This window comes from Microbulbifer aggregans (genome assembly GCF_020524005.1).
GTDB lineage: Bacteria > Pseudomonadota > Gammaproteobacteria > Pseudomonadales > Cellvibrionaceae > Microbulbifer > Microbulbifer aggregans_A.
The window spans coordinates 258967-270278 of the sequence record NZ_JAIVKK010000007.1; the positions used below are offsets into that span (position 1 = coordinate 258967).

The 11312-nt window shown below is 47.4% G+C and carries 16 protein-coding genes; 1 reads left to right on the plus strand and 15 read right to left on the minus strand.

The genetic code is table 11. The features are described from left to right. Position 1: 1 nt before the first annotated feature. The 12 genes from LC093_RS14510 to LC093_RS14565 form a co-directional block, all read right to left on the minus strand. A complete protein-coding gene (locus LC093_RS14510) occupies positions 2-610 on the minus strand; it encodes a DUF1287 domain-containing protein (protein WP_226666190.1) in 609 nt (202 codons plus the stop codon). A gap of 85 nt (positions 611-695) precedes the next feature. Next, positions 696-1136 carry a GNAT family N-acetyltransferase gene (locus tag LC093_RS14515; protein WP_226666191.1) on the minus strand — a complete coding sequence of 147 codons (441 nt, stop codon included), beginning with the start codon at positions 1134-1136 and terminating at the stop codon, positions 696-698. 143 nt (positions 1137-1279) lie between these two features. Then, entirely contained in the window at positions 1280-2329 is a 1050-nt protein-coding gene (locus tag LC093_RS14520) for an META domain-containing protein (protein ID WP_226666192.1), read from the minus strand. 91 nt (positions 2330-2420) lie between these two features. Then, entirely contained in the window at positions 2421-3008 is a 588-nt protein-coding gene (locus LC093_RS14525; RefSeq protein ID WP_226666248.1) for a DUF998 domain-containing protein, read from the minus strand. 1281 nt (positions 3009-4289) lie between these two features. Next, positions 4290-4613, minus strand: coding sequence for a hypothetical protein (locus LC093_RS14530; protein ID WP_226666193.1), 324 nt, complete (start codon positions 4611-4613; stop codon positions 4290-4292). A gap of 63 nt (positions 4614-4676) precedes the next feature. Further along, on the minus strand, positions 4677-5042 hold the full coding sequence (locus tag LC093_RS14535) for a hypothetical protein (protein ID WP_226666194.1): 366 nt from the start codon (positions 5040-5042) through the stop codon (positions 4677-4679). 154 nt (positions 5043-5196) lie between these two features. Beyond that, positions 5197-5523, minus strand: a complete 327-nt coding sequence (locus LC093_RS14540; protein ID WP_226666195.1) for a hypothetical protein — start codon at positions 5521-5523, stop codon at positions 5197-5199. Positions 5524-6278: 755 nt separating this feature from the next. Then, a complete protein-coding gene (locus LC093_RS14545) occupies positions 6279-7157 on the minus strand; it encodes an IS3 family transposase (protein WP_226666250.1) in 879 nt (292 codons plus the stop codon). Beyond that, a complete protein-coding gene (locus tag LC093_RS14550; protein ID WP_226666203.1) occupies positions 7118-7447 on the minus strand; it encodes a transposase in 330 nt (109 codons plus the stop codon). Before LC093_RS14550 ends, LC093_RS14545 begins: the two co-directional genes overlap by 40 nt. Before the next feature lie 110 nt (positions 7448-7557). Then, on the minus strand, positions 7558-7980 hold the full coding sequence (locus LC093_RS14555) for a VOC family protein (RefSeq protein ID WP_226666206.1): 423 nt from the start codon (positions 7978-7980) through the stop codon (positions 7558-7560). 145 nt (positions 7981-8125) lie between these two features. Beyond that, on the minus strand, positions 8126-8536 hold the full coding sequence (locus LC093_RS14560) for a DUF4259 domain-containing protein (protein WP_226666208.1): 411 nt from the start codon (positions 8534-8536) through the stop codon (positions 8126-8128). Positions 8537-9060: 524 nt separating this feature from the next. Next, positions 9061-9381 (minus strand): hypothetical protein, encoded by a 321-nt coding sequence (locus LC093_RS14565; RefSeq protein ID WP_226666210.1) that lies wholly within the window; start codon positions 9379-9381, stop codon positions 9061-9063. A gap of 268 nt (positions 9382-9649) precedes the next feature. On the opposite strand from LC093_RS14565, the gene LC093_RS14570 reads away from it, so the two are divergent. Beyond that, entirely contained in the window at positions 9650-9865 is a 216-nt protein-coding gene (locus LC093_RS14570) for a hypothetical protein (protein WP_226666212.1), read from the plus strand. A 53-nt stretch (positions 9866-9918) separates the two neighbouring features. Here the strand turns inward: LC093_RS14570 and LC093_RS14575 are convergent, their stop codons facing one another. The 3 genes from LC093_RS14575 to LC093_RS14585 form a co-directional block, all read right to left on the minus strand. Beyond that, entirely contained in the window at positions 9919-10200 is a 282-nt protein-coding gene (locus LC093_RS14575; RefSeq protein ID WP_226666215.1) for a hypothetical protein, read from the minus strand. Between the two features lie 134 nt (positions 10201-10334). After that, positions 10335-10658 (minus strand): hypothetical protein, encoded by a 324-nt coding sequence (locus LC093_RS14580; protein WP_226666217.1) that lies wholly within the window; start codon positions 10656-10658, stop codon positions 10335-10337. Between the two features lie 135 nt (positions 10659-10793). Then, a partial coding sequence (locus LC093_RS14585; RefSeq protein WP_226666219.1) for a hypothetical protein occupies positions 10794-11312 on the minus strand: 519 nt, incomplete at its 5' end.

Here is an 11312-nt window from a genome sequence, read left to right on the forward strand (position 1 = left end):
TTCACTCCCACTCTTTTGGTACAAACCGGTAGTGCCCGGTAATTTCATAGGAGAACAACATATCATCCAGAACGGGCCCCGCACCAATGTTATGTACGATCAGCGGGTTGCCAGAGACTGGAGAGATCCGGTTGGTGACAATCCCTATATGGGGAAGGTTACCCGGCAACATCCAGGTGACGATATCGCCCGCCCCATAGCCGTCGGCCGTTGAGCCGTTTGGCAGTACTTCGCCATGCCGTGCAAAAAATATTTGCAAGTTTGGAACACGGCGGTGGTCAATATTCCGGTCCGTTCCGGTGAGCCCCCAGATCCTGTTCGACGGGTACGCTGAAAAGCTTTCAGCCATATCCTCGTGAACCAACACCTGAAGATCGGTACCCAGGGCGCGATACGAGCGAATGACCACGTCAGTGCATACACCAATATTGCCCGGGACATCACCATTGGGATAACCAATAGAAAAATAGGAACCATCATAGGTTACGTTTTGCTTTGTCCGTTCAACCGCAGCTGTGACCAGACGCTCTTCGAAGCTCGGCCCGGCAAGGACCTGTGAGCAAAAAATAAAACAAAACAGAAATAGCCCTGCCATTGAAAGCGAATTCATATTCACTCCGCACAACTCAAGAAAAGTATACGATTAAACGCCCAAAAGGAGCCTTGGGGAGGGGGAACGCATTGAACCCAAGTACTCAAACATCATACGCATAGAAATACCAGGAACTTTTCCTGGCATTGACCAAGTCATAGAGCCGTTGGGCCTCGGTATTTTCCGGCGCCGTAACCCATTGCAACCTGGCTGCGCCCTTAATGCGGGCAAACGCACGGCAGTGCTCGATCAGCTTCCGGCCAACACCTCTTCCACGATAGTCCGGTAATACATAGAGATCATTGAGTACGGCTACTTTAGCGGTAATAGTCGATGTGAACGTAAGATACACTGTGGCGAAGCCCACAACCTTTTCCGCCTCCCGCCATACAAACTGACACCCGATATCGGTTTCGGCACCGAACCTTGAGAAAAAATCATAATTTTTCTTATCGCATATAGAGTCAATTCCGTAGAACTCTTGATATCTGCGTATTAAGGGTAAAAGTTCATTTAAATTCGATTCCGACACATCTTCAATCACGTGCCCGCCTATTCCCCTTAGCCGTCTCGGCTGTAGGATTCGTAGTACGCATTTGGTACATCCATATACTCCCTATTTAACTTTACGTCTGACTAACACCTGAAGTCAGCAGGAGCCTATAGCTCCACACATCTAGGTGCCCACTACCCCCCGAGGATAACCGCATCCGGGATTTCGTAGCGCTCGCTTCCGATGTTAATTCGGTTCAGGTCGCCCTCCCTGGTGGCGCGGAACTCGGGATAACCTTCCGCCTGGCTGGTATTCGCTCCGATAGGGATCCCCATGCGGAAATAGATGGCACGGCTTGGCCCCGCCGGGCGCTTGACGACCACCGTCGCATAGCCACCACCGGCACGGGCCACACCAAATTCGCATTGAGCCATCGGCTGCCCGGGTGACAGCGCGCATGGAATCATCCCTGCAGCATCGAACTTACCTTGCCCCGCTCGCAGGGCCGAATCATCTACGCCTCGCGCAACACTGCCATCGGGGGATACGGCGGGATCCAGATATTCCGCTGCGACAAAGCCTCTCGGGCCACCACCAAGCTGTTGGACATCACACCAGACTCGACCAGCAGATTGCTGGCAGCCGAGATTATCAAGGATCGTGCCCGGCTCGTACTTGCTCACTATCCGAGCGGAAACCGCCGGTTGCTCACGCAAATTCAATCTGACGGTAACTTTCCAGTTGCGGGGCCCGCCATGTTCGGGGGAAGCGGGCACCTCCTCGCTATTTCGAGAACGACCTGCCGACTCCCACACAAAGACACCGGCATCCGCCATGAGGCTCAGATACAGGCGATCGTCCTCCAGCAGGTAGCTCCGGACAAACCGGCCTTGCCTGGCAATTTCTTCGCCCATACTCGGGGGCGGGCAATGCATAGATGTGGTCGCGAGGGGGCCAAACTCGAAATTCCCGCTCTTGCGATCGCTACCCGGTTTTGCTGTCCAAATTCCAGTGGCTCGATTGCAGTCGAGCTGCATTGTCACGGTACCATCACCGTGAAATCGCATGGTATAGCGCGCCGGTACACTTGGACGTTTCGTTCCTATCGCATCGTCCATAGAGCGGAATTCCACAAAGCGCCATTCGGTATCTACTAGCGAACTCTCAGATATATCGCGGCCTGACACAGCCGATGTCGCCAACGCCAATAGGGTAGCAGCAACGCCGAGAAAAAATTTTTTCATGACTAGCCTCCGCTTTCTGTGGGCAACCTGGATGACCATCATCTGTAAGAGCCAAGGACGTTGCAAATCGGCTGGTTACGATTGTTCGTTTTTATACAGCCATGAAGCATGAGAACACGAACAACCAAAGTATTTGAAATCCGTAGCTAATCCTCTGGTGTAATCCAAGATTTAGTCTACTTTTATATGCCTTGGCAAGCGTAATCGAAAATATAAGACAACCCACGATACATAACACCGAGAACATACGGAGCCATAATGGGAAGGTGGAGCTTAATGCAACCGCAGCAGGTGCTATTAACAGAGAGAAAAGCATTACAACACCCGCCCAAGAATGGACCTTACAGTTGGATGATGGCTCCCTAGTATATGGGTCACTGTCCATTGGAAAGAAACCTGCGACCCAAGTGCCTAAACCATGAACGACTATCATTGATCCGATCACCACTTTACTTATTTCATTTTGCGAACTAAGCGCCACAAAAAGCCCGAACAGACAAAACATCAGTCCTAGTGGGTAATTGTTAATGATTGGTGATAACTTCCGCGTTGGACTATTTGCTGCCCCCAGCTCACTGCAGAATTGTTTTGAGTGGTTGTAGTTTGGATAAAAACGAGCAGCCAATAAAATGCCGACGACCAACCATACAGAAGCAATAGCGCCTACATAAGCCAACATTGAGCTCAAAGTTGAATCCCTCCCTAAAAAATAACGCCCGCGTTGCTTCCACGGGCCGTACTATCCGGCCTGCGTTTGTTAGCAAGCGCTACCACAGAAACCATTTCCCACGCTTACAGGGAATAATCGTTCTTCTCTTCAGCTCTTGTTGAATAATACTGCATGAATTCATACTGTATATTATTACTGCCGAAAATATACACATTGCGTCGATGTGGGTGCTCACCACCAGCGTGGTCTACCGGATAGACAGCTTCAGACAGGCGACTTACAAGTGAATTCAAGTCAGAAACCAATATCCCAATACGCTTAACTCCAGTCCATTTCTCCTTCCAATCATGAACCTGACCTAAGCCTCCCTCTCCGGACTGTACATTTCAAGCTGTATTTTCATGGAAATCTAATTGACTGCAGTTCGGCGGAGGGCCAAAGGTCCGGAGTCAATTGCCCGGCCTTTCTATGCGTGCCGTACCCAACCAAGGCTCAGGACGTACCGCGTACCTGAAGCTACCCTGGATACGGAATGCTCCGAAAGATCGGGACGAAAGTACTTTACTCTAGAATTCTCAAAAATTGGCGATTTGCATAAAAAATCCCCACCAGACTTCGCCCTTTTAATAACCACGTTCAACCGGTAGTGATTACCAGTTGTGACCTTGTCCGTATGGGGCGGAATTTCAGCGCCTTCCTTAAACCGGAGGATATAAAAATCGAAAGGAATAGGCCACTTTGAGCCGAGTATGAAAAACTTTTCATAGCCGGTGTTCTGCCTACCCTTTTCCCATCGCCATAATTTCAAATTTCATACTCTTTTGAGTTCTGGGGCTATCACGCAAACTGCCTGTGATTGATATAAGGCTCACGCACAGAGATTAGGCTAATCAATGTTCGGCCTCGTTGATAATACAGCCTTCACTAATCTGTATTGAGCTTTCCAGGCCTCTGAAGACTTGAAGACTATATCGCTACATAAATCAATCTCACTTTCTGGGCAATCAGATAGCTCGATGGATTCTTCACACTCTTGCAGTCGCCGCAAATAGGCAAGTAGCCTCTTTGTAGAAATCGCTTCCAACTCATTTTGAGTCAGCGGAGTTACTCGTTTTTGAGTCACTAGCTCAATGCCTTATAACGTCCACAGCAAGCGCAGCTTACATTGCGCGCGTTTTGCGCAAAAATTGGACCCTGGCGACCTGCGCAAAACGTGAAAAATGTAAGCTGTCCCGCGGAGGCCCGAAGGGCCGTAGCTTTATCGCCTGTGATTATTATATGGCCCTGCAATCAACCTTTTTTCTGCTTCTTGTAGAGCGTAGCTAAAAGTACGAGCATTATTCCCAAGCCGGCACTCATTATAAAGCCGCCCCAAAAATCTGAGCTCAATCCGAACGCAAAATTCTCACTATTTCCTCTCAAGATGACTTGACTAGAAGTTGTGGCGAGCATACCTATTACTGCTACCAAAGCGGCTTTATTCGACTTTTTCATGATGTGTGCAATCTCTTCCATTGAGTGTTGACTGACATATAACGCCGCCGGCAGGGGCAGCTTACCTTGTGCGCGTTTTGCGCGAAAATGGGAGCGCAGCGACCCGCGCAAAATGTGCACAAGGTAAGCTGTCCCGCGGAGGATCACAGGCCCGGAGCAAACTGCCCGGCCTTGTTAGTGTTTTTACTCTCCGTACCAGCCAAACCAACCATTTGGCTCTGGATACTTTTCTTTATAGCTTTTCAGGTCTACCTCTGAAGCGTACCTTAGATAGGGCCAAACATACTCCATTAAGTACGTTTCACCTTCCCCCATACGCCAGAATATATCGTTACTGGAATATCCTGGATATTTTTCCCACGGGGGCTCAGGTGGATTATCCTTTAGCTCCTTCTGGAACTTATCTTGACGATCCTTTTCAGCCTTGGCTTCTCTTTCAAGATGTTTTTCCCAGATCTCTTTACTCATGCCAACCGGCGGCTCTGATCTAGGCGAACTCATTGCGATTTCCGAAAAAAATATTGATAAAAATAAGATGATCGTTTTCATGACGAAACACTAACGCCGCCAGCAGGGGCAGCTTACCTTGTGCGCGTTTTGCGCAAAAATGGGAGCGCAGCGACCGCGCAAAACGTGCACAAGGTAAGCTGCCCCACGGAGGGCCGAAGGCCCGTAGCAAATTGCCCGGCTTTGTTAGGCATTACTACTCGCAACGGAGCACCAACGAGACTGAGTTTTGGCCATCAGGAAAGTCCTTGTGCGGCAAAGCTGTATTATCAGCTTGCCATTCTTTAACTACGCTTCCTGCCTCGCAAGAGATCAAATCACTTAGCCCCGCCGATCTAGCAATACTCCTTAAAGATCCAACACTGCGGGTATCGTGAATTACATTAACAATGGCCCCTGTAGGAGATCCATGTAAAGCATTCTCTGTGTAAATAAGCTCCATCACTACAGGCTTCTTTTCTACCGAAGCACAGCCAAACAAAAAAATTGTTGCCCCAAGAGTAAAAAATAATACTTTTTTCATGATTCAATTCTGATGCCTAACGCCGCCAGTATGGGCAGCTTACCTTGTGCACGTTTTGCGCAAAAATGGGAGCGAAGCGACCTGCGCAAAACGTGCATAAGGTAAGCTGTCCCGCGGAGGGCCGAAGGCCCGGAGCTTTACTGCCTGGCTTTGTTAACACCGACGATCCTGCGGGCCTCAAAGACCCTGGATTGTGCTACGGGCTCAATGTACTCGCAACTGTAAACTTGCAATGCATCTTCGTACTTTCCACCCATTACAAAGTACGTGATTCCGGGTTCAAACTGATACTTGCATGCGCAAATATCAGTGCTATTGGTAACTAGCTCTTTAGATACATTACCTTTGATAGTTTCTTTTACATCGAACTTTGCCTCTACTTAGAGAACGACCGGCTCAATACCCACTTCTTCATAGATTGTTTTTTGGACGCTCTTTACTCTACCCACGAAAACAATTTGTGCTCGGTCAATAGCAAATTCAAATGGATCTTTACCGTTGCTCTTTGCCACCAACTCATTTTAAGATTGCGTCCAGCATTTCGTGGCTAGAGCTGAAGAGCTAAAAATCAAAAGGCAGAAAATTACGATGTATTTCATGTGTTAACGCCCACGGCAGGGGCGGCTTACCTTGTGCGCGTTTTGCGCGAAAATGGGAGCGTAGCGACCTGCGTAAAATGTGCACAAGGTAAGCCGTCCCGCGGAGGCCCGAAGGGCCGGAGCGGGACTTAACCCGCTTTTGCACACACCTAATTGTTAGCAATTGATTTTACACTCAAATTCTTGAGGGGAAACGTACCCAATTGAAGAATGCGATCTCTGAGTGTTGTAGTAGCGCATATATTCGGTCACTGTCGATCTTAGCTGTTTCGCCGATTCGACGACCTGGCGCTTAATCCTTTCAGTCTTAAACTGATGGAAGAATGACTCCATAAAGGCATTGTCATTCATATTCTTAAAGCGATTCATGCTCTGACCGATACCATACCGCCGTAAGCGCTCGCGGTATTGCCCCGATAGATATTCGCTGCCGCGATCAGAGTGAAAGATCAGCTCCGGGTGGTGTCCGCGATTTCGTACCGCCCTATCGATGCTAGAAAGCGTCAGAGATACGTCTCTGCGATCACTCAGAGACCAAGAAACAACCTTCCTGCTAAAGCGATCCATTACTACAGATAGATACTGCCAGGTTCCATCTTTGAGCTTTATGTAGGTCACATCACCTACCCAGAGCTGATTCGGGCGCGTCAGCTTGATGCCCTCTATCTTGCATTGGATTCCGTATACATGCTTATACATACCCGGCCTAGCCGTGTAAATCCGTGATTTAACGGCTCTTAGGCCGTGATTTCGCATGATTCTCGCGACGCGCTTTTGACCGACGTGAATATCTCTCTTTTTAAGTTCCTGCGTGATTTTAGGGCTACCATAGCATCCATCATGGCGGTCAAATATTGACCTTATATGCTCAAATAGCTCACTTTCTTCTTGCTCTCGGTCTGATGCACCACGGCGACGCCAAGAGTTGTAACCATCCCGGGTGACACCATAAAGCCGGCACATCATGCTAATGCTGTGCTTTTCCCGGTGCCTTTCTATGAATTCGAAGATTTCCCTTTTTGTTGCAAAGAGAATTGGATGGCTTTTTTTAAAAGGGCATGTTCTTCCTGCAGCAGGTTATGCGCTCGCTCCAGCTTCCTGAGACGCTTCAACTCTGATTTAACCTCAGGATCTATCTGTATGTTTTTCTTCTTGGCCATGATCTCTCCCCGCCGCATCTCCATGCGCCAACGATAAAGCATCACCTCATGGATATCGAGAGCTTCAGCCACGTGCTTGGTCAGCACGCCAGGAATCTCGGATAGCGAGACTGCTGTTGCTTTGAAATCATCGTCGTAGCGGTTGTAGTGTTTTCTTCGTGCCAATTGACACCTCCAGACCAGTTAGATGGAGGTGTGTGCAAAAGCGGGATAGGTTCCGAGCATCCTGCTTGCGTTTGTTAGCAACGACTACTACAGAACCCGCTTTTCTGTGTTCACAGGGAATAGTCGTTCTTCTCTTCCGATTTTTCTGAATAATACTGCATGAATTCATACTGTATGTTATTGCTGTCGAAAATATACACATTGCGTCGATGTCGGTGCTCAGCGCCTGCGTGATCTACCGGGTAGCCGGCTTCAGCTAGGCGACTTACAAGTGAATCCAAGTCAGAAATCACTATTCCAATATGTTTCACTCCAGTCCATCTATCCTTCCAATTTTGAACCTGACCTAAGCCTCCTTCTTGTACAGCTATGTAGGACTCGTTATTTCCCACATGAAACCATCGTATCTCTTCTCCAAACCAATCCATTTTTCCCTGCCCGCGCACTGACCATGATGGTATTGCAGTAGTCAAGAAATTGATGGTTTCTTCAGCATCCAAAACTGAGATATTGGCATGTTCTACGTAGGCCATATTTATTTCCTTAAAATCTGCGCGAACTAAGATTGCTAACGCCGCGCTCAGCCGCGGACAATTTTGGGCGCTTTATGCGCAATAATGGGAGCGCAGCGACCGCGCATAAAGTGCACAAAGTTGGCCGTCGGACTGCAGCGCCTTGTTAAATGCTTGCCAATATATGGGTACGAAGTTTTACTACGCTTTCAGTCCACTGTGGATAGTAATCTGGATTACCTTCCCATAGCTCTTTAATTTCAGAATCATCTGCACATGTACGATCTAGAGCAGATAAAGCAAGATCAACTAATTCTTTATCAATTGCGAATTTCGAGCTCTTTATCCATACATTGAGCTCTTCAGGTATTCCGATATCCTTTGCTCCAAGCAAATGCGATAGAGTTGCGGCGGCAGCGATTACCTCTGCGCCATCATCGACTACCAAGTACTTTTTTTCAGAAATCGCCCTCTCAAAAGTGTTTCGAATAGGAGCTTCATCCGTGTGGTTTTGTATAGGCCCGATCCAATCCAAAGCCATATCATTTTCAAAGTAACCAACTCCCCATGCGCCCATTGAGCTTCTCCTTACTTATTGCATTTAACGCCCGGCTTTGGGGCGGACTTGGAGCTGCGGAGCAGCGGAAAGGCCGTCCCAGCCCCGAAGGGGCGATAACAGCCGCTTGTTATGTGTTTGCTCCAATAAATATGATAGCTAGTAGGCCAAACCAAATAACGGTACCACCTAAAAAGGGCGTAAAGACAGAAATTAGGGATCTTCTCCGAAAGCCTGGCCTTACTAAGGCCAATAGCAACCACAACAGGGAGACGCCATTAATGACACAGAATGTAAACCAGAACTCTCCGACATACCCTGGGTTTATTGATTTATTGGATAGAGCAAAGAATATTGAAAGGCCCACCAACCCCCACCCAACAAATTTAATACTTTGCTTGTAACTTATTAAATGCTCTTCGATTTCCATATATCTACTGACACATAACGCCTTGCTCAGCCGCCGCCGGAATGGAGCTGCTTTGTGCTAGCGTAGCGTACAGCACAAAGTGAACGGAGTGTAGGCGGTCGGATGCAGCAATTTGTTATGTGTATTCATCCGCCTCTTCGTTTATATAAGTCTGTAGGCTTTTAACAGTATCGAAAATAACACTTGATGGAAATTTGTCTGGAAACTGGTCAATTTTTCCATGCCAAACTAAATGCACACAAGCAAACCTACCATCATTAAGTTGAACTATAACGTCATCATTTGCATCTGTTTTAGCAATAGCTTCAGGCTTTAATTGCCATAAAGGATGCTTTGGACCAATTTCAGCTTCGATCTCTTTCTGTATAACAGCTTTAACCTTTTTATTGTCATTTACATGCCACCAAGGTTCTATCCAATTAATTTTTTCTTTCATAGCTAGAGTTGGACTCTGACAAACACATAACGCCCCGCACAGGGGCAGGCAAATAAGCGCAGCGTTTTGGCTGTCCCAGCGACCAACGGGAGCGATTGCTGCGGCTTGTTAAATGTTTTTGACATATGAAATCACCGTAAAAACTAGAGCTAGAATCGCTGGTATTGTGAATAATAACGGAAGCCAATAGCTATAGAACCTTGAATTTGGCAACTTATCTTGGAATACATAAGACACACTCGCTGCAACTGATGCTACCGGTGTGATTATGACAACAGCTATTAAAACCGCTGCCATCGACAGGCTAGCAATGAAGCCGCCAGCATTACCCATATCATCCTCAAGTGAAAATAAGTTCGAAAGGACAAAAAATGCCGTGACAACCATCACGGATATACATATGACCATGCATAATTTATATATTCGAGCTATCAAGTTTTCCGATGCCATGACATTTAACGCCCCGCTAAACGGCGAGCGTTAGCGAGTCCGGTGGAGGCCACGCTTTTTGTGGCCGGAAAGAATTTGAGCGGCTTGTTATGTTGCATTTAATATGGACTCATATTTGATTAGATGAATATTGTCCATTAGCTTTGATGCACTAATTAAGTGACGCCAAAACTCCTTTGAAGGACTTGGGTTATCTTCGATTACACCATCTAGCTCTTCCATAGCTAACAACAGTTCATTTGCATTGATATAGTCTAAGAAATCACCTTTTCTGTAGCCGTTATCAGACTCTACTGTATTGCTCGGAAGCAATTCGAATGCTGCCATCAATTCAGCCTCGATAAGAGCCCATTTTTCAGCTCGCTCCATAATTCACCTTGCAACATAACGCCCAGCGCAGGCGCAGCCAGTGCGGAGCGCGTTTTGTGTTAATGTTTGAGCGCCAGCGAGTAACACAAAAGGTGCGTAGCATTGGCTGTCGCTCTGCCGCTGTTTGTTATGCATTACTCGGCACGGACCTTGCCGATTACCTCACCACTACTTATTTCTAGGCATAAGCCTCCAGCGTAAAGGCAACCTTCTTTCACAAAGGGATCAGAGCCGTACGTATCTTTACCAATCTTCTCAATTGCTTCAGCTAATGGCGCGCCTACTAAATTTTTATTAGCAACAATAATCGCTTGATCCTGCGCCATTTGAGATGTGTCAAAACTTGCACTTTGGTAAGTTAGCGTGATTCCGTGATCAATTTTCGCAACCATGTACGCGACAAACCAGCCGATATTACTCAAAACCAGGAGCAAAATGAGGAATATTGGTCTTTTCAATTACACTCTACTCCTAGCGATGCATAACGCCCAGCGCAGGCGCAGCCAGCGCGGAGCGCATTTTGTGTTAATGTTTGAGCGCCAGCGAGTAACACAAAAGGTGCGTAGCGTTGGCTGTCGCTCTGCCGCTGCTTGTTATGTGCCTTTTGCATACTTGGCCCAGATTTCCAGTAGCTGTGCATTGCTTTTATTGCCGCCATCTAAGATGGCAAAACTCAGATCGCCCATATTTTCTGAATTTATATAATATTCTTCTGAGCCGACAGTGATACAGAGCGCGCCATCTTTCATTTGCAACTCTGCAGAAGACCAGCTTTCTGGAACGTCAAGCCTCGATTGTTTCCAGCCAGTTTCACTTGGCTCGAGGTTTTGATTAAGTTCCAGCATAAGACCGGTGCCAAGAAGTTTATGGGCCAGCTTCAACTCATATGAGATAGATTCTGGCTTCCAAAGTACTTCCGCTTTCACGGCAAGCGAAAAGATCATCATTAATAAGAGAATTACTTTCTTCATCGTGCTCGATCCTCGATAAGCACATAACGCCGCGCTCAGCCGCAGCTTACTTTGGGCGCTTTGTTGCGCGAAAATAGGAGCGTAGCGACTGCGCAACAAAGTGCTCAAAGTAAGATGTCGGCTGCAGCGCCTGGTTATGGC

Bases quoted from the DNA above. Each gene is read 5' to 3' on its own strand.
- LC093_RS14510 (WP_226666190.1), bottom strand. From the start codon at position 610: ATGAATTCGCTTTCAATGGCAGGGCTATTTCTGTTTTGTTTTATTTTT.
- LC093_RS14520 (WP_226666192.1), bottom strand. From the start codon at position 2,329: ATGAAAAAATTTTTTCTCGGCGTTGCTGCTACCCTATTGGCGTTGGCG.
- LC093_RS14525 (WP_226666248.1), bottom strand. From the start codon at position 3,008: ATGTTGGCTTATGTAGGCGCTATTGCTTCTGTATGGTTGGTCGTCGGC.
- LC093_RS14535 (WP_226666194.1), bottom strand. From the start codon at position 5,042: ATGAAAACGATCATCTTATTTTTATCAATATTTTTTTCGGAAATCGCA.
- LC093_RS14540 (WP_226666195.1), bottom strand. From the start codon at position 5,523: ATGAAAAAAGTATTATTTTTTACTCTTGGGGCAACAATTTTTTTGTTT.
- LC093_RS14555 (WP_226666206.1), bottom strand. From the start codon at position 7,980: ATGGCCTACGTAGAACATGCCAATATCTCAGTTTTGGATGCTGAAGAA.
- LC093_RS14560 (WP_226666208.1), bottom strand. From the start codon at position 8,536: ATGGGCGCATGGGGAGTTGGTTACTTTGAAAATGATATGGCTTTGGAT.
- LC093_RS14565 (WP_226666210.1), bottom strand. From the start codon at position 9,381: ATGAAAGAAAAAATTAATTGGATAGAACCTTGGTGGCATGTAAATGAC.
- LC093_RS14570 (WP_226666212.1), top strand. From the start codon at position 9,650: ATGACAACAGCTATTAAAACCGCTGCCATCGACAGGCTAGCAATGAAG.
- LC093_RS14575 (WP_226666215.1), bottom strand. From the start codon at position 10,200: ATGGAGCGAGCTGAAAAATGGGCTCTTATCGAGGCTGAATTGATGGCA.